This is a genomic window from Rhodococcus sp. GB-02, assembly GCF_053470465.1.
Genome location: NZ_JBPUKE010000001.1, coordinates 1,559,203 through 1,579,660, shown reverse-complemented (window position 1 = coordinate 1,579,660; position 20,458 = coordinate 1,559,203). Strand labels below are relative to the sequence as shown.

Sequence of the window (20,458 nt, the reverse complement as noted above, 5' to 3'; positions counted from 1 at the left end):
CGCGGCGCAGAAGGTTCCGGATGCCCAGTCAGCGGGACATTGCGAGTGGATTGGCGAAAACAGCTCTTGCCACGGTTCGGGCGTTGTGGCCGTCTCAGCAGAACTACGCCTTGCCCTCGTCGACCTTTAGGCTGCTCTCGTGACGACAGACTCCGGCATCGTTGACGAAACGCTCGGCACCCTTGTCCGCGGGCACTACATCTTGTCCGACGGTGAGCGATTGGACGACGACTACTACAGCCTGACCTGCAGCCTCGACGGGCGGGACGTCGGATTTATCGCCCACTCACTCGAGCCTGACGCCGTACGCGGCATGCTTCCCCGCCTACGCCACGTCTTCGAGCAGCACCAGGCTCTTCATCGTCTGGCTGTCGAAGCGATTGTCAGCGAAGAAGCTCCGTCACAGGACGAAGTGATCGATGCACTGCGCGATTTGGTGCTCGAGTCCGTCGAGGTCTTTCCCGACAACCACGTCGTCCTTGGTCTGACAGACTCGTGCGGCTTGCATTTCATGGACGGGTACTGGCCGGCGGTTCGTTTCAACGGCGGCGATGGCGTCGTCGAGGTGACTGTCGAATCCTGACCGCGATCCTCGTCTCGGACTATCTGCTGATGTTCCTCGGCACCGATGAAGAATAATCATCTACATGAAATGGAACACCCCTACAGAGACCGGCTGGTTCGTGAACCTTGCCGAAGGTGGTTCGGCCGTATCGATATTCGATCCGTCGGGGAGCGTCCAAGGCGAACTGATTCCCGCACCCGACGACGGATTGGAGAGCGTTGCCGACGGGCGGAAGAGGAAACCGTCAACAGCCGAGCAGGATCGACCCAGGCTCACATTCCGCAAAGGCCGACCTGCATCACTTCGATTGTCCGACGGAACGATCGGGACCCTGATCGACCAGAAGCCAAAGGCCATGCGCCGCAAGAACAAGCTGTGCGAAGTCGATATCGCGGGCAGAAGATACCTCTTCGTTCATTCATCGGGCCGAAAGGCAACAGCCCGGCGTGACGGAATCGCATTGGCTCACATGGAACGTGGGCGATGGTCCGGTAGAAGTATCGTCACCAGAAGAACCCTCACGGCAACGGACACCCTTGACGAATGTGTCCTGACACTGTTTCAGAAGGTAGTGACACCTGGACGTACCGGCGCCTTCGATCAGGTACTGACCGACCTCAGCAACATATGACGTGCGCCACATTCGGTGGATCTCAACCGCACTCGAGATACTAACTTTCAACTCTTAGGTCCACGGACATGCCTTGGACACAATGAGTTTCACATCTCGGATCGGAAGGCTGAAGCCAGATCATGGTCAATGTCGACGCTTTGAACACGCTCGCCCAGCGATTGTCGCCGGGTGCGATGATCACAGATCCAGATCTACTCAAGTCCTATCGGCAGGACTGGAGTTTCGATCCCGCAGCCGGCACGCCGATCGCCGTCGTACGTGCTTCGACGACGGCAGATGTCCAGGAAACCTTGCGCTTCGCCAACAGTCACAATGTCCCGGTCATTCCACGGGGCGCCGGCACGAGCGTCGTCGGCGGATCCACCGCCGTCGACGGCGCTATCACACTCAGCCTCGAGCGAATGAAATCCATTCGAGTAGACGTGTCGTCACGAACCGCGATCGTCGAACCAGGGGCCATCACCAATGCCGTCAAGGCTGCTGCCGCACGCGAAGGTTTGCACTATCCACCAGATCCGTCGTCTTATGAAATCTGTTCCATCGGCGGTAATGCCGCTACCAACGCAGGAGGACCGTGCTGTATAAAATACGGCGTCACCAGTGACTACACCCTGGGCATGACGGTTGTGCTGCCTGATGGGTCCGTCGCCGAACTGGGCGGAAAACGGACCAAAGACACCCCAGGGCTTGCATTGACCAAACTATTCGTCGGCAGTGAAGGAACGCTCGGTGTGATAACCGAGCTGACGCTGCGACTCATCCCCCAGCCTCCGACTCCCCACACATTGGTGGCCTTCTTTCCTCTGATGGCAGACGCAGTTGCCGCTGTCCGAGACATCACAAGTTCCATACGCCCTTCAGAACTCGAAATTCTCGACAACGCTGCTATCAAGGTGGCGGAAGACTTCCTCAACATGGAACTGGACACCGATGCCGGAGCACTACTGATCGGGCGATCCGACGCCGGTAACGGCGCAGAGACAGAGATGAAATTGATGAGCACTCTCTGCGAAAAGCATCGAGCCACAGCCACATACGCTACCGACGACCCTGACGAAGGCGAACTGTTCATCCGCCCCCGCTATGCCGTTTACGAGGCCTTCGAGCAGAAAGGGGTGGTCATCGGCGACGACGTCGCGGTACCCATCGACAGACTCACTGAGCTCACCGACGGTATAGCCGACATCGCAAAGCGCTACAGCACCACCATCGTCAGCTACACCCACGCCGCTGACGAGCTCACGCACCCAGTCCTCAACTACCCCATCGGAGACGAGGCCGCCGCGGAAGCCGCCTCTGCAGCACGACAAGAGATCTATGAACTGACGAGAAACTTGGGAGGTTCTGCAACGGCAGAATATGGTGTAGGACAGGATAAACGAGATACTCTTTCGAATTCGCTCGATCCCGTCGTCAGCAAACTGAACAGGACCATCAAGAATGCTGTCGACCCCAACAACATCTTGAACCCGCGCGTTCTGATCCCCTCGATCGGCTCGACGGACGGCATCTGAGGCCGCTACTGTATCGAATAGCGACGAGTACCTGAATTCTTCTGTGCAACCGGATATGGTGAGGCTGTCGTCTTCAATACAGCGGTGCAAGAAGGGAAGTTACGACCAAGACGTTATGTCGGGGAATACAAGCAAATCACCTGGATATGGCTGGAGGCTTCCGTGATGAATCTCGTTCGCCGACTGAGCGTCTGCGCATCCGTCGTGATCGTTTCGGCTCTGACGCCGGTAGCCCTCGCATCCGCTTCGGTGACCATTCCGTTTCAGATCAACCCTGCGCCGTACGGCAACCCGAACGGCAGCTTCGACGCGCCCGCCGTCCGCTGCGTAGCTGTAGTCGACGAACAACCCGGCACGGTGACGATCACCGGCGGCAAGGAAGACCGCTGGGGATGCCTGCTCTCGTCCGAAGTACGCTGGCTGAACCTTTCGACCGGGGCCTCGGGATCCGCTCGGCTCTCGGACGGTCTGAACGGAGTCCCGGCAGAGGCGATCGTGCAGACCGGGACCGGTCAAGTCGCTGTCGCCGTGATGTCTGTTGCCGGATCCATCATCACCCCAGGTGTCACATCGTTCTACGTGCCGTAGCACCAGAACTCCGCATCACGGACGCGGTGGTGCCTAAGCTCCTGTTTACCGACCCGTCATCCCGGTTAGCCTGAAAAGACGCTACCGAGAGGACGCCCATGACCTCGTCAGTGCACGAAACAATCGCAGTCGATCTGGATTTGATCGACGTTTACAAGGATCTCCACAGTCACCCTGAGCTGGGGTTTCACGAAGATCGCACGTCCAAGATCGTCGAAAAATATTTGCATGCATTGGGATTCGACATCACAACCGGAGTCGGGACTACCGGAGTCGTCGGAGTCCTGAAGAACAGAGCGGGCCCCACAGTGCTGCTGCGTGCGGACATGGACGCCCTCCCGGTTCGGGAAGAAACCGGATTGGACTATGCCAGCACCGTGACAACGGCCGACGATCAGGGAAAGACCGTCTCGGTCAGCCACGCGTGCGGCCATGACCTGCATACGACCTGCTTACTCGGTGCGGCCCGGATCCTCTCGCAGGATACGAGGACCTGGTCTGGCACTCTTGTCCTCGTCTTCCAACCGGCTGAGGAACTTGGCGCGGGTGCGCAAGCCATGGTCGACGACGGACTGTTCGAGCGATTCCCGAGGCCCGACATCGTTCTCGGACAACACGTATCGCCGCTACCGGCGGGCACGATCGCCGGGCACGCCGGCCCCTCGTATGCGGGATCGGACTCGTTGCGTGTGCGACTGGTCGGAAAAGGCGCGCACGGATCGATGCCGGAGAACTCCGTCGATCCCGTGGTCATGGCAGCCGAAACCGTGCTCCGCCTACAAACTGTCATTTCACGCGAAGTGCCGAGCACTGCGACGGCGGTCCTTACCGTCGGCTCCATTCATGCTGGAGATGCCGCCAACGTCATTCCCGGTGAAGCGGAACTCCAACTCAACATCCGTAGCTACAACGCCGGTGTGCGTCAACGCATCCTCGACAGCGTCGACCGCATCGTCCGGGGCGAAGCGGCCACCGCCGGTGCACCCACCCCACCGACCATCACCGAGACTGAGCGCTTTCCGATCGTCGTCAATGATCCGGCAGCGCTGGACAAGACCCTCGATGCTTTTGCCGAATGGTTGGGAACGAACAAGATTCTCGACCCCGGCGCGGGCGCAGGTAGTGAAGACGTCGGTGTCCTCGCGACCAATGCCGGTGCGCCACTGTCGTACTGGCTGTTGGGTGGTACCGACCCTTCACTGTTCACGACAGGTGACATGACCGATCCGGCTTTGCGAACCGTGCCGTCGAATCACTCTCCGCACTACGCCCCCGTGATCGAGCCGACCCTGACAATCGGTGTGAACGCCTTGGTCGTCGCGGCCAGGACGTGGCTCCCAACTCCCTAGGGTAATGCGAGTCCGCAAGCGATCGACCGTCCATGCGATCAAGGCCGCAAACGCGTAGGCGCCGCCGAGAAAACTTGCAGCGCCCCACCCTGCCGCGTCGAAAACCATAGTGGTGGAAACCGCCCCAGCCGCGCTGCCCAACGAATAGAACACCATGTAACTACCGATGATCTGCCCCGACGATTCCGGCGTGTTCGCGACGATCAGATTCTGGCTCGTGACATGAACAGCCTGCACGGCAAAGTCCAACGCAACAACACCGACTACGAGTAACACCAGCGAGTGCGTCGCCTGCGCGTTGAATACCCACGACAGCAAGAGAACGACCAACGACGCCCCGGTGACGCGTTGCGCTTTGCCTTGATCGGCCCACCGGCCGGCACCGACCGCGCCCAATGCTCCGACCAATCCTGCGATTCCGAAGAGCCCGATCTGTGTGGTCGACAACCGCCATGGTTCCTCACTCAACGGCAGGGCCATTCCGCTCCACAAAGCACCAAAGGACGCAAAAAGGAACAAGGCGATCAGTGCCCGGGTGCGAAACAGTCGGTTCGTAAGAGTCAATGTCACGACAGACCCCATTGCGCGCACGTACGAACGCCTATCGGGTTGCGAACGAGGATCTTTCGGCAGCATCGTCAACGCGACGGCCGCGACCAGTACCGAAATGAAAGTGGATCCCGCGTAGACCGCCCGCCAGCCTGCCAGATCCGCAACTGCGCCGGCGACAGTCCGAGCGAGGATGATGCCGACGACAACGCCGCTGGTGATGACACCGATGTTTGCGCCCCGCTCGTCCGGGTCACTGATTGCCGCAGCGTAGGCAACTATGACTTGAACAACTACCGAGAACGTGCCTGCGACCGCCATCCCGATCAACAGCTGCAGATTCGTGGTGGCCAGAGCAACAAGGATCGTTCCCGTTGCAGCAGAGACGATCTGGATTGCGATCAATTTCTTTCGATTCACGAGATCGCTCAGTGGCACCAACACGATCAACCCCACCACATAACCGAGTTGGGCGAGTGCGACTACGAAACCGAAGCCGGCCGGAGGAATGGAAAGATCCGAGCCGATTTGCCCGAGGAGCGGCTGTGCGTAGTAGATATTGGCTACCGAGACCCCGCAGAGCACTGCGAGCAACAGGCGAAGTCCGCGAGGAATTTTCAACCTGCCCCGTGCGTTCTCGACAGCATGACGTGCAGTCACTTCCACCTCAACTTGGTTGCGTTTTGATACCATTTGGAGGCTACGTCAATACAGTTTCAAAACGCAACCAATGAGGAACTCGATGCCGGATCGCACACAATGGACGGACCCGCACTGCCCGACGGCCCGAGCGGCCGACATCATCGGCGACAGATGGTCGCTGTTGATCGTGCGTGACGCCTTCGACGGGTCATCGAGATTCAGTCAGTTTCAACGAAACCTGGGCATCGCAAAGAACATTCTCACGGACAGGCTCAAAGTCCTTGTCGAGCAGGGAATCTTCGAAGTCCAACCGAACGCGCAAGGTACCCGCAACGAGTACATCCTGACCGAACGCGGTATGGATCTGTTCATCGTGATCACCAGCCTGCGACAGTGGGGAGAGCGCCACGCCTTCGATGACGGTGAGCCACACTCGATCTTGATCGACGACACCACGGGCGATCCGGTTCCCAGGCTTCGACTGATCAACGCGCGGAATATCGACCTGGACCCTACAAGTACACACGTGGAGAAGGTCGAGGAAGGTTGACTCGCAACTCGCCAGATTGATAGATGAGCGCGCGGGATTCGAAGTACGCGCATACTCCGATCATGACTGTCGATCTCGAGTTTTCCTGGCCACAGTTTCTCTGGATTGTATTCATCTTCGTCGGCGTGCCCACAATCATCGGCGCGGGCATCATCTGGACGATCTGGCGTTCCGAACGAACTGGCCTGGAGCACTCCACGACCGCCCACGGCGCCGGGCACACGGGATCGGGCCCACTAGGACTGTGGCGCACCGGCCTATTGGCCTTTGCACTGGGCGGTCTGTCTTGCGTGGGCTGGCTCAGCTGGTCAGCCGACTACAAAGGCGGAGTCCGCGGCCCCGGCCTGCCTGCCCCGACACAGTTCCCCACCTGGCAGGTCGTTGCCTGTGGACTGACAGTGATTCTGGCGTGTTTCGGTTCCGCACATTGCTCGCGATGGATGAAGGCGGGCGGTCTGACTGCAGCTGCCGGCACTGCTGCAGGATTCACCACAGCATTCAGTATCGACGCCAGTACCGATGTCACCGGACAGGCAGGCGTGGGCGTCGCACTGTCCACAATCGGGTGGGGCCTCACCCTTACCGCACTGATGCTTCTGCGCGGCAAGTGGTCGCGACGACGCTGAATCTGTCCCTCAGTGCGGTTCACCCGCGGCGCGTTTCAGTGGCGCGGGCAGTGTCGTCGAGGTGACGGTCGAATCTTGACGAAGGAATGGACGTGATGCCCAGACGGATCAGTATCGCGAGTAGTGCTGAATTTCCTCGCGATCTGCAGCGCAGATGCACTTTCGATCGAGACCGCGGTCGGCAGTCACTGCGCAGAAGCGAACCCCGAGCGGATCGTGGGATTCCATACTGTGCTGACACGCCGGGCAGATCGACGGTGTTTTCTGATCCTCGTCAGTCGACTCGGATTGCCCTCGTGCATTCGACACATCGGACGGGTTCGACGCCATACAGGCGCTCCAGTTCTCGGCCGTTCGACCACAGACCGGGTTGGCGTCGAGGACGACATGGCTTGACCGCGCATATTCGAATGACCCTCGACGTACCCCACGCTACTCGCTTCGGCACACCGGTTTGTACCAATTTCTGCCCACGCGACAATCCCGGTCGAGCAGGATAGAACTACTGCACACACCATTTCCGTGCAGGATTCGAATTCGTGCAGCATTCGTCGTGAAAGGGCTTCTCGTGAACACTTTCCAACGTGTATCCGCCGCCGTGAACGTAGTGGTCCAACCACTGATCGGTGCTCCTATCGTAGGCAAACTACTGGGCCGTTCAATGACCGTCATCACCTACGTCGGACGCAAGTCCGGTCGCACCTTCAGCGCGCCCGTGTCCTACAAACGAAAAGGTGACCATGTGACAATCGGCGTTGCCATGCCGGACAAAAAGAGTTGGTGGCGCAATTTCTATCCGGAACAAGGTCCGATCGTTCTCCAACTGGACGGTATCGATCGCCCCGGCGAGGCACTCGCACACCGAAAAGGCAAGGGTGTCTACGTCTCCGTCGAACTCGCTCCCGTCGACTGACGGGCTCGAACAGACACCGGCGCAATCATATTCAGCTCTCACCCGCCGCCTCGCGAGATCGTGGTGATTCAGATCTCGTGACGGTCGGGACCTTTGACCCTGTGCAATCGACACTCGGTCTCGCACCCTTCGACGCGGGTTTTTTTGTCGAACATCGGTCGGACAACCCGATCCTGTCGGGACATTACCGTCCGGTAACATCGACGGCAGGCGTGAGCTGGAAGAGGTGACCACCGTGACGATCGGCATCTATCTGGTCGACGACCACGAGATCGTCCGTCGTGGATTGGCAGACCTGTTGAATCAGGTATCGGGATTCAATGTTGTGGGCGAGGCGTCGTGTGTTCGCGAAGCCTCGGTCGGAATACCCGAATGCCGACCCGACGTGGTTGTCATGGACGTCAGACTTCCCGACGGCAACGGTGTGGAACTGTGCCGAGAACTGGCGTCGACCTACCCGGACGCGGCCACCTTAATGCTCACGTCGTACTCCGACGACGACGCACTGCTCGACGCCCTGATCGCCGGCGCGCGTGGATTCGTCCTCAAGAACATTCGCGGCCACGACCTGGTTTCAGCGATCCGTACGGTTGCTTCCGGCAAATCGCTGTTGAACACCCAGGCGGTGATCGGTTTAGTGCGGCGCATCCGATCCGAGCAGGAGTCGGGGACTGCGGCAACCCTGTTGACCGATCAGGAACTCTTGATCTTCGAGTTGATCGGCAAGGGACTGAGCAATCGAGAGATCAGCACGCACGCAGAACTCTCGGAAAAAACAGTCAAGAACTACGTTTCACGCATCCTCGAGAAACTGGGTCTCGAACGTCGAACGCAGGCTGCAGTTCTGGCGACAAAGCTTCGTGCGGGCACTTCTCACCCGGATCCTTCGGGCCTGGCGACTACTCACCTGCTGACGCCGTCCGGCTCGCCCTTCTCCGCCACCACGGGCACGCACCATGCCAGGTAGCCGCGACGCGCTCATGCTCAGCCTTTTCGGCGACATCGCCGCAAGCGCCGAAGTGGCTGCTCTGAACCCGACTGCGATTCCCAAGCTGCTCAGTGCCGTGTTGACTGTCGGGTCCACGCTCCAACTCGACGAAACCCTGCAACAGATAGTCGACGTTGCGCGGCATCTCCTCGAGGCGGATTACGGTGCGCTCGGGGTGAAGTCCCCCGACGGCCGCTTGTCGCGATTCATCCACTCCGGTTTGGATCAGGGTCAGGTTGCCGAGATCGGGCGTCTTCCCGAAGGTCACGGGCTACTGGGCCTGGTTGTTCGAGAACCCTGCCCAGTTCGAACCGACCGCATCTCCTCGCATCCGTCCTCGGCAGGGTTTCCAACCAATCACCCGCCGATGGACACGTTTCTCGGTGTTCCGATCTTCGTCAGGGGCGAGGTGTTCGGGAGCATCTACCTCGCGGACAGCTCGGACCGGACCGCCTTCGACGACCGTGACGAGGCCGTACTCCGGATCCTGGCAAATGCTGCGAGTATCGCAATCGACAATGCGCGTCTGTTCGAGGAATCCCGGACGCGAGAAGCCTGGCTCAAGGCCGTCGCCGCCGTCAATGCACGTCTGCTCAGCGGCGGATCCCGCGACGAGACGCTAGCGGAGGTGGTTCGGACGACGCGGCATCTCACGGATGGAAATCTTGTGTGCGTGGTTCGCTACGACCTCGGCAGAGAGCCGGTAGTCCACGTCGCCGATGCTGCCGATTCCCAGCGTGTCCCCGCGATCGGCTCAGCCGTCGATCTGTCCGGGACCGTGATCGACGACGCTGCGCGCAGTCGTCGGCCGATCTCTGCACCACATGGCAGTTCCGTTCCGGCACTGAATGTTTCCGGCGACGAATCGGTGATCGCACTCCCCCTCTCCGGAACCTCGTTCGGCGGCGGAGTTCTCTTCGCGTCACGCCGCAGCGACCGCCCGTGGGGTACAGAGGAGATCGAGCAGCTGACGGCAATGGCAGACATCGCTTCTGTCACTGTCGAATTCGCAGAACAGCAACGGAAAGAAAGACTGGTGGACGTCCTCGAAGATCGCGACCGAATCGCGCGTGATCTCCATGACCACGTCATCCAACAGCTGTTCGCCACTGGATTGAGCTTGCAGGGGGTATTGCAACGCCCAGGCGACGAGGACACAGTTCGAACCGTATTGGACACCTCTGTCGATCAACTCGACCGGACAGTCCGCGAAATTCGCACCGCAGTCTTCGACCTCCACACGAGCGAGATGTCCACGCCCACAAGTCTGCGGCGGCGACTACTCGACGCCGTCAACGGTCTGTCCGGCCACTCGTCGATCACTCCCAGCGTCACTTTCGAGGGAACCATCGACAGTTCCGTCCCGGCTCGACTTGCCCCGCACGCCGAAGCCGTTGTGCGCGAAGGCCTGAGCAACGCTCTACGACATGCGCATGCCGACGCCATCGACGTCACAATCCGGGCCACCGAGGAGCTTGTCATCAGCATCGTCGACGACGGTGTGGGTATCGACCAAGCGACCAGAATCCACGGTCTCGACAACCTTGCGACCCGCGCTCGTCAATGTGGAGGCTCGAGCAACATCACCAGCGAGAACGGTGTCACCGAATTGGTCTGGCGTGTTCCGCTGAGCCCCAGGCGAAGTCCGATACCGATCCATGGCCGTTGAGCATCAGAGTGGATCGAGTTGAGCCTTCAGCAGGCAGCACTCATTACCCTCGGGGTCCGCGAGAACATGCCACTGTTCCTGCCCTGTCTGGCCGATGTCAGCCGGGCGCGCACCGAGACCCAGTAGGCGTTCGAGTTCGGCCTCCTGATCGCGATCAGTAGTGTTGACGTCGATATGCAGGCGAGGCTTGCCCTTCTCCGGTTCATCTCTGCGACTGAGGATGATCGTCGGCTGTGGACCGCCAAAGCCTTCGCGAGGGCCGATCTCCAACGAACCGTCGTCCATTCGATCGAGCACGACGAAGTCCAGGACCTCGCACCAGAACCGGCCCAGCACCTCGGGTTCCCGGCAACCGAGCACCAGTTCACTGATACGGCATGCCATGACAATCTCGCTTTCTTTCCACCCGTGAAGACAACTCTCTCGACCGTACCGGACCACGTGATCTACGCCATGCCTCTGTTCCGATCCTAGGGACCTTTTCCCCTCGTCCGAGTTCCCAGTCGCCACGATCATTGCGTTATGTTCCACAGTCCCAGGCATTCTCGGTATTTCGTCGCGTCGATTCACGTAGGCGGCCGTCGTGGTTGATCTAGCACCCCGGCCGGTCAACGAGGTCGATATCCACGTCGGCGCAACTCCCCGAACCGCTCCGAAGGGTTCGAAACTGGTCGAGATCCTCAGGACTACCGATCACAAGATGATCGGCCTGATGTACATCGTGACATCGTTTGCCTTCTTCCTGATCGGCGGACTGATGGCGCTGCTCATGCGCATGGAATTGACCGTTCCGGGAATGCAATTCCTGTCCAACGAGCAGTACAACCAGTTGTTCACCATGCACGGAACGATCATGCTCCTGCTGTACGCGACCCCGGTCTTCTTCGGATTCGCCAACTACCTCATGCCACTGCAGATCGGGTCGCCGGACGTGTGTTTCCCGCGACTCAATGCATTCAGCTACTGGTTGTATCTCTTCGGCGGCCTGATCGCCTCCGCCGGATTCGTAACACCCGGTGGTGCGGCAGATTTCGGCTGGACCGCTTACGTGCCGCTCACCAGCGAACTCCACTCCCCCGGCATGGGCGCCGACCTGTGGATCATCGGTCTCACGCTCGGCGGCGTCGGCACCATCCTCGGCGCAGTCAACATCGTTTCGACGATCGTCTGCCTGCGCGCCCCTGGGATGACGATGTTCCGCATGCCGATCTTCACGTGGAATGCGCTGGTCGCCAGCATGCTGATTCTCCTCGTTTTTCCGCTGCTCGCTGCTGCCTTGATCGGACTGTGGGTGGACCGGCACCTGGGAGCGCACCTGTTCGACCCCGCCACCGGTGGAGTCATGTTGTGGCAGCACCTGTTCTGGTTCTTCGGCCATCCCGAGGTCTACATTCTGGCGTTACCGTTCTTCGGCATAGTCTCGGAGATCTTTCCCGTCTTCAGCCGCAAGCCGATCTTCGGGTACACCGGATTGGTCTACGCAACGCTGGGAATTGCGGCACTGTCGATCGCGGTGTGGGCACACCACATGTACGCAACCGGCGCCGTTCTCCTCCCCTACTTCTCGTTCATGACCTTCCTGATCGCAGTTCCCACCGGAGTCAAGTTCTTCAACTGGATCGGAACGATGTGGAAGGGGCAGTTGACCTTCGAATCGCCCATGTTGTTCTCCGTCGGCTTCCTGGTCACATTCTTGTTCGGCGGACTCTCCGGCGTCATTCTTGCCAGCCCGCCCTTGGACTTTCATGTCACCGACACGTACTTCGTCGTCGCACACTTCCATTACGTCCTCTTCGGAACGATCGCCTTCGCGACATACGCCGGAATCTATTTCTGGTTCCCGAAAATGACCGGCCGGATGTTGGACGAGAAGCTCGCCAAGATTCACTTCTGGTTGACCCTGATCGGCTTTCACGCAACATTTCTCGTCCAGCATTGGCTCGGCGCTCAGGGTATGCCTCGGCGGTACGCGGACTACCTGCCGTCGGACAATTTCACTCTTCTCAACACGATCTCGACCATCGGCGCGTTTGTGCTCGGAGCCTCGACGATTCCGTTCATCTGGAACGTTTTCAAGAGCTACCGGTACGGCCGAATTGTGACCGTCGACGATCCTTGGGGCTTCGGAAACTCGCTCGAATGGGCGACGTCCTGCCCACCACCGCGACACAACTTCACCGAACTCCCCCGAATCCGCAGTGAGCGGCCCGCGTTCGAATTGCACTACCCACACATGGTCGAGAGAATGCGCGACGAGGCGCACGTCGGACTGCTTGGACACAAGTCGGTTACCGGGGTAAGCACTGAGGTGAAACAACATGAATGACGGCACGAAGTACCGAGCCTGGGCAGAAAATCAGCAACACGAATGCCGAGCGAAACCCGGCCATCTTCTCGCGCCGTTGATCGCCCTCATGTTCGCGGTCACGACGCTCGTGTGGTTGCCCCTGACGACTGCCGTGTGCTCGATAGTCGTCGCAGGATTGTTGTTCGGCACTGTCCTGCAAGCAAGTTCGCATTCGACAGACACAACTCGAAGAGTTCACGATGAAGCCCGAATTGTCGACTGACCTCATCACCTCGGAGTGGTCCGCAGACGGAGCGGTCGTCGTGTGCATCGACGGATCCCCGCTGCGCCCCGGCGTGATCACGTGGGCGGCAGAATTTGCGCATCGCCACAGTCTCTGGATGCGAATCGTTTTCGTAGCTCCGAACCCTTGTGATCCGAACACCTCGGCGTCGCCGACCGGCCTGTTCATGGAGGCCATTCAGATCGCCGAGTCGGTGTCGCCAGATCTTCGGATCCGGACCGATCTGATCTCCGGGGAGAACACCGCAATCCTCACCGCGCTTACAGCTGAGGCCGCCTTGATCGTCAACCCACAGGGCGATCTCGCCGCACCTGGCCCGACATGTTCGTTCGCAAAAGTCGGAACACCGCGTGAAAGCAACGCTGCGGCAGCCTTGCCCGTTGTCGTCGGTTTGGACGGAAGCGCCCACAGTGAAAGCGCTTTGGCAATTGCATTCAAGGAAGCCGACGCAGTGAACACCGAACTTCTCGTCGTACATGCTGCCTCGCCCGAGGCCGAGTTGCGTCGAGACTTCGCATCCGGGCACGCGCCCCAGCACCCGACCCCGCTGACGTGGCAACTGTCGGGTTGGGCCACACTCTACCCTGGCGTCGCCATCCGTCAGATCGAGTTCGACGGCCCCTCGGAGGCCATTCTGGAACAACTCTCCACCGAGGCAAGGCTTCTCGTCGTAGGACGGCGTGGGCGAGGCTCGTTCGACGACGCCGGTCTCGGCACGACGAGCAGTGCGATGATTCGAAAAGCTCAGTGCCCGGTCATCGTTGCGAGCGAAGCCTGAATTCGTTCCTCACTCGCTCAGAAACCGTAGCTGTGGATGGGTGCGAGCTGACCGGCGTGATGGGCTTCGATCACGAAACGCTCGTGGTCGACCAGCTTCTCCGGGAGTTCGTCAACCGGCCACCACCGCAGATCTGCAGATTTCAACGGCTCCATCCGGCGTGGTTCACCCGACCACGTACGGCATTCGTAGAAGAAGTCCACTCGATGATCCACCGGTTCGATCCCTTCCGCGTGGCAGCGATGCAACACGGTCAGCGGCTTCAGTTCCGAGGAGAGCAACTCGACGCCAAGTTCTTCCGCAGCCTCCCGAACGGCAGCGTCGAGTGCCGGCTCCCCCATTTCGACGTGTCCCGCAGCACCGTGAGCCCAGTATCCGTCCATGAATCCCGTGCCCTCGCGTAATTGCAACAGCACCTCCGGGCGTTGAAGCGGGTTGCTTCGACAGAACATCACGTACACCGCTGGTACCAGCGCAAATTGATCGGCCACACGACCACGCTATCGTGCGCGTGAAATGACGGCGCCCCGCGAGTACGAGCTCGCGGGGCGCCGTCGACGATCTGCTGGATCAGTTGACGTCGAACCGGTCGAGGTCCATCACCTTGGTCCAGGCGGCGGCGAAGTCCTCGGCGAACTTCTGCTTGGCGTCTTCGCTGGCGTACACCTCGGAGAGTGCGCGCAGTTGCGAATTCGATCCGAAGACGAGGTCCACTGCAGTTGCCGTGTACTTCGGGTCGCCCGTCGCACGATCAACCCCGTCGTAGACGTTTTCGTCCGTCTTCGACGGCTTCCACTCGGTACCCATGTCGAGAAGGTTGACGAAGAAATCGTTGGTCAACGTCTCGGGACGGTCGGTGAACACCCCGTGGCCGGTCTTGCCGAAGTTCGCGTTCAGCGCGCGAAGTCCGCCGACCAGCACTGTCACCTCGGGCGGGGTCAGCGACAGCATGTATGCGCGGTCGACCAACAGAATCTCTGCCGGAATCTTCTCCCCACCCTTGAGGTAGTTACGGAATCCGTCGGCCCGGGGTTCGAGTACCTCGAACGAGTCGACGTCTGTCTGCTCCTGCGTTGCGTCCGTACGTCCCGGAGTGAACGAGACCGTGATGTCCTGTCCGGCGTTCTTCGCAGCCTGTTCAACGGCCGCTGTACCACCCAGAACGATCAGGTCGGCGAGCGAAACCTTGGCTCCACCTGCCTGGTTGAAGTCCTGCTGAATCCGCTCGAGAGTCTGAAGCACCGCGGAGAGAGCTGCGGGCTCGTTGACTTCCCAGTTCTTCTGCGGCTCCAGTCGGATTCGCGCACCGTTGGCGCCGCCGCGCATGTCGGTGCTGCGGAAGCTCGCAGCCGACGCCCACGCGGTCGACACCAATTGCGAGACGGACAGCCCGGAGTCGAGAAGCCGACTCTTGAGGATCGCAATGTCTGCGTCCCCGATCAGTTGATCATCGGCCGAGGGAACAGGGTCCTGCCACAACTGCGGTTCGGGAACCCACGGCCCCAGGTAGCGCGTGACCGGTCCCATGTCGCGGTGCAGGAGCTTGTACCAAGCCTTGGCGAACTCTTCAGCGAATTCTTCCGGATGATCGAGCCAGCGCCGGGTGATCTTCTCGTACGTCGGATCCAGGCGTAGGGAGAGGTCGGTCGTCAGCATCGTCGGAGTACGTCCGACCGACGAATCGAACGGGTCCGGGATCGTGCCCGCCCCCGCGCCGTCCTTCGGAATCCACTGCCACGCCCCCGCCGGGCTCTTGGTCAGCTCCCAGTCGTAGCCGTACAGAATCTCCAAGAAGGTGTTGTCCCACCTCGTCGGAGTGGGAGTCCACACGACCTCGAGACCACTGGTGATCGCGTCCTTACCCACACCCGTGCCGAAGGCACTCTTCCAGCCCAGCCCCTGCTGCTCGACGGGTGCGCCTTCCGGTTCCGGTCCGACGAGGTCGGCCGGGCCGGCGCCGTGCGTCTTGCCGAAGGTGTGGCCGCCGGCGATCAGCGCGGCTGTCTCCACGTCGTTCATCGCCATGCGAGCAAAAGTTTCTCGAATGTCGCGGGCAGCTGCTACTGGGTCCGGTTGGCCGTTGGGCCCTTCGGGATTGACGTAGATCAGGCCCATCTGAACTGCGCCCAGCGGCCCGGACAGCTCGCGGTCTCCGCTGTAGCGCTCGTCGCCGAGCCAGGTGTCCTCAGGACCCCAGTAGATCTCCTCGGGTTCCCAGATGTCTTCTCGACCGAAGCCGAAGCCGAAGGTCTTGAACCCCATCGACTCCAGGGCGCAGTTGCCCGCGAACACCAGCAGGTCGGCCCAGGAAACCTGCTTTCCGTACTTCTGCTTCACGGGCCAGAGCAGGCGCCGTGCCTTGTCGAGGCTGGCGTTGTCCGGCCAACTGTTGAGCGGGGCGAAACGCTGAGCGCCTTGACCGCCGCCACCGCGACCGTCTGCAATGCGATAGGTGCCGGCAGCATGCCAGCTCATACGCACGAAGAGTCCGCCGTAGTGACCGTAGTCGGCCGGCCACCAATCCTGCGACGCCGTCATCAACGCGATGACGTCGCGCTTGAGTGCCTCGACGTCGAGTTTGGCGAATTCCTGGGCGTAGTCGAAATCGGCTCCCATCGGGTTCGACTTCGACGAATGAGTCTGGAGGACCGACAGATCCGGCTGATTCGGCCACCAGTCGCTGTTCGTTCTCGGACGGTTCCCGGTAGGTGTCGGAGACGAGATTGCGGGGTTTTCACTTTCGCTGGTGCTCTCGGTGTTTCCATCGTGAGCAACCGGGCAACTATCGGACACGGTAATCCCTCCATGAGCGAGTAGAACAGACTTCGATCACGGGTGTGATCGCAAACTCTGAGTTGTCGAACAGTCGGCACACAGGCCCCAATAAATGACCTCGGCTTCGTCGAGCACGAAGCCGTTGTGCGCCGACGGCGTCAAACACGGCGCTTCGCCTACGGCACAGTCGACGTCCTCGACGACGCCACACGACCTGCAGACCACGTGATGGTGGTTGTCACCGACGCGAGACTCGTACAGCGCCACCGATCCGGATGGTTGTATCCGCCGTATCAATCCGGCGTCGGTGAGAGCGTGCAACACGTCGTAGACCGCCTGCCGTGACACCGCCGGCAGAACTGCCCGCACAGCATCGAAAATCGTCTCGGTGGCTGCATGTGGGCGTGCATGCACAACCTCGAGCACCGTGACTCTAGGACGAGTCACGCGAAGCTCAGCGTTACGCAGTCGGGCTGCGTAATCCGGCGTCGAAGGCACCTTTCCACTATTGCGCAATCTTCTGGACTGAACCCAGACTTTCGCGAAAAATCCTCGTCTACACGGATTTACCGACCGATTCGTCTGTGCTCCGAACAGGACGAACGGGCCTGGGAATCATGGGAGATGAATTGGGGGTAAGTCTTGTTGTGCCAGTCGCAGTTCAGCGGCCGCGATGACGCCAGGGAAGTAGTAGTGCCCCTCCGGCGACTGAACAAGAGATGCAGCGTCGATACCGTGGACTTCCCATACGTCAACCGGGCCGCCGGTGTTGTTCATTCTGACAAACCAGTCCCGTTCGCCCTCGTCACCGGCGAGGAAGCATCCCTCCTGCTCTGCTCGTAGACTTCCTGCTATTCCGCGAGCTGCGCCCATTCGGCGCCAGTCCAATCCGTACCGCTGGATCGACGCACGGTTCAAGACGGAGGTGACCTGGTAGCGGGTCGACATCGTCAAAAGGTAACAATCTTCCGTTTGTTCCAACTACCGTGAAGGGAGAATCCGCCGAGGTCAGGAGTGATCGTGCCCAAATTGGAGATCAAGAGGAAGTCAGAACTCTCGCGGCAGGAAGTCGCCGACCGACTCATCGCCCTCGGCCAAGCACTCGCCAGTGGATCGGAAGTGGAACTGGGATCGGGCGGGGACTCGATCGAAATCAGTGTTCCGGAACAGGTTCGGTGGGAACTCGAGATCGAAGTCGACGGCAATGAAGTCGAGATAGAAATCGAGATCCACTGGCGCGACGACCCTCAGGAAGAAGCGGAAGAGAAGTCTCCGCCTCTTGCCAAAGCAGTTCGTCGCAGCCGACCACGCAAGAGCACTGCCAAATAGGTCGAACTCGAACACAGTTGTCGGGCAATTAAGGAGACGCCGACACCTCGAGAGACACTACGCGCAGCAGAGCTCGGAGATCCCTTTCGATTCGTCGAAACAGTTGGTAGACAACGATGAATCCGGCGATCCCGCCCAAACACAGCGCACGGACGGTTGCGTTGAGTTCCTCACCGGCACCAGAACCGACAAAACTGAGCCCCGCGATTCCCACCAGGGGAACCGACGCCGCCACCGCGAGGTACCTCGTGCTGCTTCGACCCAGTGAACGTATATCGCGGCCGTCGTCGCTTCGTAACTCGCCGTGTGACAACAAGATCGGATACAGACATCGAACCGAGTAGAAGGTCAGGATGAAGAACGGATAGGCGACTGCGACGGCTCCGCACACGGCCAGCGACGACATCAGGTGCACGTAGGCTCGCTGCGGAATACCGCCGGCCGCAATCTGCAACGCAACTGGATATGCGATACCGGCCAGGACCCACAGACCGAAAGCGATCACCACTGCGCGGTGTCCGACGTTCAACGTAGCGGTACGCGCCTTGTTCAAGACCTCCGCGCTGTACGTCTGACCGTTACGCAGTCCGTGAGGCACGGTGAGCGCGAGCCGACACCAATACAGGACCGCTGCGGCGCCGAGGGAGAACGCGGCCACCCCGATGACCAGATGAACCTGCTCGAGATGCTGCTGAGCCTGCGGCGAGAGCCCCGAGATAATCAACATCTTGTTGTAGTAGTAGTTGTAGCCCGCCGCCAGGAGATTCGGAATTCCGATCGCGGCCAGCAGAATCGGCAGTGCCCATTTCCACAACGTCGAACGCGGGCTCCCTTCCGGTGGGTCCACCAGATTGCGGGCAGACCGGTCCAGACACAGAGCGAACTGACGGGCCAGCTTTCGGCCGCCAGACCACCTTCCGTCTCTCTCCGGCGCGAGAGACTTCACCAGAACTCGACGCAACGCCGGCGGACAGTCGTCCGGCAACCGGGCCTCGTCCGCGGGATCCACTCCGCGCCGGCGGGCCTCGAGCGCCTTCTTGGGCGACGGTGGGTTCTCCCCCGTTCCGTCGTCTGTGAAAGGCCTACTCCCGGTGAGGAGTTCCCAGAGCATCACGCCCAGTGCATAGATGTCGCTGCGGGTGTCGAGGGTGCCGGGCACCCCGACGGCACAGGCCTCCAACTGCTCCGGAGACATGTAGGCAAGCGAGCCTCCGACAAAACAAGCAGCGTCCTCGGTCGAGACCTCCTCGCTCGAGCTGACATTGAAGTCGGCGAGTTTGGGGATGCCTTCGACACTGAGCAGTACGTTCGCCGGCTTGATGTCCCGATGCAGAACGCCGTGTTCACGTGCGTACTCCAGGGCGTCGGCCAGTCTCATTCCCATCCAGGCCACGGTCTCCGGCCACGACATCGCAGCGATCTCGCTCCGCAAGCTCGTCTCGCTCGGCTTCATCTCGCCCTTCTTCGCCAGAGTTTGATCGATGGCGTCGAGAAGAAGTTGTCCGGACCGCTGGGCCTGCGGTGTCACACGCACAAGTTTGACCACGTCGAGCAGAGTCCCACCTGGCATGTACTCCATGAACAGGACTCGCAGTGCGCGTTCCTCGAGCAGTCGCTGATCGAAGACGCGGACGATGTTGGGATGGTCGAGCTGGGCGAGGGTCTGCGGCTCGACTCCGACGTTGCGTGAGATCTTCAACGCAACCCACCGCTGCATCGACAGTTGTCGGGCGAGGAACACTCGGGCAAATGCGCCGTGCCCGAGTTCCAATACGAGTTCGAAATCGTCCAGGTGCTGCCCGATTTCGAACTCGTCGAAACCCGAGAGACCCAACATCATGACCTCTTCGCGACCGGCCATCGAATCGCGGTCGAACATCTGCTCGAAACTCTCTGCCTGCAAAGGGAACTCGGTGACGTACTCGGCCGCCACGACGTCCTCGCCGCTCTGCTTCCGTAGCCGGAACTCCTCGTACAGCAGCTCGGCCGGTAGTGGTTCTTCGAGTAATTCCGGATACTCGGCGCAATATTCGGTGAGCCGCTTCAGGCGATCACTTTTCAGCCAGCGGTACTCCATGTCGATTCCGACCAGTTCGATCAGCGCGGCCCGGCGAATCTTGGCTGGATCGGGCAGATAGTCGCTCAGCTCGGACGGGGTTCCCGCCTCCCAGTCGCCGACCAGGCGCCCGAGCCCGTCGGCACCGTTGCGCCCGTCATGCCCCACTGGCAGTGTGGACGGGCGCAACTCGGTAACGGTGCCCCGTTCGGTCAGGGGCCCGCTCGCGACTGTCGCGTCACTGGCCTGCGCACCACGTTCATTCATGACACTTCTGCTCCGCACCTCGAGCACGATGAATCGAGGTGACTCACTTCAGCGTAACCCCGGTAGTACCCCAGA

At 60.4% G+C, this 20,458-nt stretch carries 21 protein-coding genes and 1 pseudogene; 14 read left to right on the top strand and 8 right to left on the bottom strand.

Annotation, left to right across the window (positions count from 1 at the left end):
* Positions 1 to 139 precede the first annotated feature (139 nt).
* From ACSW29_RS07525 to ACSW29_RS07505, 5 genes are all read left to right on the top strand, one after another.
* On the top strand, positions 140 to 583 hold the full coding sequence (locus ACSW29_RS07525; protein WP_448276963.1) for a hypothetical protein: 444 nt from the start codon (positions 140 to 142) through the stop codon (positions 581 to 583).
* 64 nt (positions 584 to 647) lie between these two features.
* Positions 648 to 1,196, top strand: coding sequence for a hypothetical protein (locus ACSW29_RS07520; RefSeq protein WP_448276962.1), 549 nt, complete (start codon positions 648 to 650; stop codon positions 1,194 to 1,196).
* A gap of 122 nt (positions 1,197 to 1,318) precedes the next feature.
* Positions 1,319 to 2,713 carry an FAD-binding oxidoreductase gene (locus tag ACSW29_RS07515; RefSeq protein WP_448276961.1) on the top strand — a complete coding sequence of 465 codons (1,395 nt, stop codon included), beginning with the start codon at positions 1,319 to 1,321 and terminating at the stop codon, positions 2,711 to 2,713.
* Positions 2,714 to 2,878: 165 nt separating this feature from the next.
* On the top strand, positions 2,879 to 3,301 hold the full coding sequence (locus ACSW29_RS07510) for a hypothetical protein (protein WP_317828281.1): 423 nt from the start codon (positions 2,879 to 2,881) through the stop codon (positions 3,299 to 3,301).
* Between the two features lie 98 nt (positions 3,302 to 3,399).
* Positions 3,400 to 4,650 (top strand): amidohydrolase, encoded by a 1,251-nt coding sequence (locus ACSW29_RS07505; protein ID WP_448276960.1) that lies wholly within the window; start codon positions 3,400 to 3,402, stop codon positions 4,648 to 4,650.
* Positions 4,651 to 4,677: 27 nt separating this feature from the next.
* On the opposite strand, the pseudogene ACSW29_RS07500 reads toward ACSW29_RS07505, so the two are convergent.
* Positions 4,678 to 5,892: pseudogene (locus ACSW29_RS07500) on the bottom strand (MFS transporter); the annotation flags it as partial.
* A gap of 49 nt (positions 5,893 to 5,941) precedes the next feature.
* Here ACSW29_RS07500 and ACSW29_RS07495 point away from each other — a divergent pair.
* Positions 5,942 to 6,391: a winged helix-turn-helix transcriptional regulator gene (locus tag ACSW29_RS07495; protein ID WP_230816452.1), complete on the top strand. Its 450-nt coding sequence runs from the start codon at positions 5,942 to 5,944 to the stop codon at positions 6,389 to 6,391.
* Positions 6,392 to 6,414: 23 nt separating this feature from the next.
* Positions 6,415 to 7,017 carry a hypothetical protein gene (locus ACSW29_RS07490; protein ID WP_308251492.1) on the top strand — a complete coding sequence of 201 codons (603 nt, stop codon included), beginning with the start codon at positions 6,415 to 6,417 and terminating at the stop codon, positions 7,015 to 7,017.
* A gap of 108 nt (positions 7,018 to 7,125) precedes the next feature.
* On the opposite strand, the gene ACSW29_RS07485 is transcribed toward ACSW29_RS07490, so the two are convergent.
* Positions 7,126 to 7,347, bottom strand: a complete 222-nt coding sequence (locus ACSW29_RS07485; RefSeq protein WP_075832430.1) for an RGCVC family protein — start codon at positions 7,345 to 7,347, stop codon at positions 7,126 to 7,128.
* Positions 7,348 to 7,585: 238 nt separating this feature from the next.
* Here ACSW29_RS07485 and ACSW29_RS07480 point away from each other — a divergent pair, with 238 nt between their 5' ends.
* From ACSW29_RS07480 to ACSW29_RS07470, 3 genes are all read left to right on the top strand, one after another.
* Positions 7,586 to 7,930: a nitroreductase/quinone reductase family protein gene (locus tag ACSW29_RS07480; RefSeq protein ID WP_037129595.1), complete on the top strand. Its 345-nt coding sequence runs from the start codon at positions 7,586 to 7,588 to the stop codon at positions 7,928 to 7,930.
* A 235-nt stretch (positions 7,931 to 8,165) separates the two neighbouring features.
* Positions 8,166 to 8,897, top strand: a complete 732-nt coding sequence (locus tag ACSW29_RS07475; RefSeq protein WP_448276959.1) for a response regulator — start codon at positions 8,166 to 8,168, stop codon at positions 8,895 to 8,897.
* Entirely contained in the window at positions 8,887 to 10,587 is a 1,701-nt protein-coding gene (locus ACSW29_RS07470) for a sensor histidine kinase (protein WP_448276958.1), read from the top strand. The genes ACSW29_RS07475 and ACSW29_RS07470 overlap by 11 nt, the downstream gene beginning before the upstream one ends.
* A gap of 3 nt (positions 10,588 to 10,590) precedes the next feature.
* Here ACSW29_RS07470 and ACSW29_RS07465 read toward each other — a convergent pair whose 3' ends face one another.
* On the bottom strand, positions 10,591 to 10,971 hold the full coding sequence (locus tag ACSW29_RS07465; RefSeq protein ID WP_448276957.1) for a VOC family protein: 381 nt from the start codon (positions 10,969 to 10,971) through the stop codon (positions 10,591 to 10,593).
* Between the two features lie 199 nt (positions 10,972 to 11,170).
* Between ACSW29_RS07465 and ctaD the strand changes: the two genes are divergently transcribed.
* The 3 genes from ctaD to ACSW29_RS07450 are packed head-to-tail and all read left to right on the top strand — an operon-like array spanning position 11,171 to position 13,956.
* A complete protein-coding gene (gene ctaD, locus ACSW29_RS07460; RefSeq protein WP_317828288.1) occupies positions 11,171 to 12,913 on the top strand; it encodes an aa3-type cytochrome oxidase subunit I in 1,743 nt (580 codons plus the stop codon).
* The gene (locus ACSW29_RS07455; RefSeq protein ID WP_448276956.1) at positions 12,906 to 13,157 is read left to right on the top strand and encodes a hypothetical protein; all 252 of its coding nucleotides are present in this window, start codon (positions 12,906 to 12,908) and stop codon (positions 13,155 to 13,157) included. The genes ctaD and ACSW29_RS07455 overlap by 8 nt, the downstream gene beginning before the upstream one ends.
* The gene (locus tag ACSW29_RS07450) at positions 13,135 to 13,956 is read left to right on the top strand and encodes a universal stress protein (RefSeq protein ID WP_448276955.1); all 822 of its coding nucleotides are present in this window, start codon (positions 13,135 to 13,137) and stop codon (positions 13,954 to 13,956) included. Before ACSW29_RS07455 ends, ACSW29_RS07450 begins: the two co-directional genes overlap by 23 nt.
* Before the next feature lie 17 nt (positions 13,957 to 13,973).
* On the opposite strand, the gene ACSW29_RS07445 is transcribed toward ACSW29_RS07450, so the two are convergent.
* The 4 genes from ACSW29_RS07445 to ACSW29_RS07430 all read right to left on the bottom strand — a co-directional run bounded on the left by ACSW29_RS07445 (position 13,974) and on the right by ACSW29_RS07430 (position 17,679).
* Complete coding sequence (locus tag ACSW29_RS07445; RefSeq protein ID WP_230816460.1) at positions 13,974 to 14,447, bottom strand: NUDIX domain-containing protein; 474 nt, start codon at positions 14,445 to 14,447, stop codon at positions 13,974 to 13,976.
* A gap of 79 nt (positions 14,448 to 14,526) precedes the next feature.
* Positions 14,527 to 16,749: a catalase/peroxidase HPI gene (katG, locus tag ACSW29_RS07440; RefSeq protein WP_448276954.1), complete on the bottom strand. Its 2,223-nt coding sequence runs from the start codon at positions 16,747 to 16,749 to the stop codon at positions 14,527 to 14,529.
* A gap of 36 nt (positions 16,750 to 16,785) precedes the next feature.
* Complete coding sequence (locus ACSW29_RS07435; RefSeq protein WP_317828291.1) at positions 16,786 to 17,229, bottom strand: Fur family transcriptional regulator; 444 nt, start codon at positions 17,227 to 17,229, stop codon at positions 16,786 to 16,788.
* A 117-nt stretch (positions 17,230 to 17,346) separates the two neighbouring features.
* Positions 17,347 to 17,679 (bottom strand): hypothetical protein, encoded by a 333-nt coding sequence (locus tag ACSW29_RS07430; RefSeq protein ID WP_448276953.1) that lies wholly within the window; start codon positions 17,677 to 17,679, stop codon positions 17,347 to 17,349.
* Between the two features lie 72 nt (positions 17,680 to 17,751).
* On the opposite strand from ACSW29_RS07430, the gene ACSW29_RS07425 reads away from it, so the two are divergent.
* Entirely contained in the window at positions 17,752 to 18,060 is a 309-nt protein-coding gene (locus tag ACSW29_RS07425) for an amphi-Trp domain-containing protein (RefSeq protein ID WP_317828293.1), read from the top strand.
* Positions 18,061 to 18,088: 28 nt separating this feature from the next.
* On the opposite strand, the gene ACSW29_RS07420 is transcribed toward ACSW29_RS07425, so the two are convergent.
* Positions 18,089 to 20,383 (bottom strand): serine/threonine-protein kinase, encoded by a 2,295-nt coding sequence (locus tag ACSW29_RS07420; RefSeq protein ID WP_448276952.1) that lies wholly within the window; start codon positions 20,381 to 20,383, stop codon positions 18,089 to 18,091.
* Between the last annotated feature and the right edge of the window lie 75 nt (positions 20,384 to 20,458).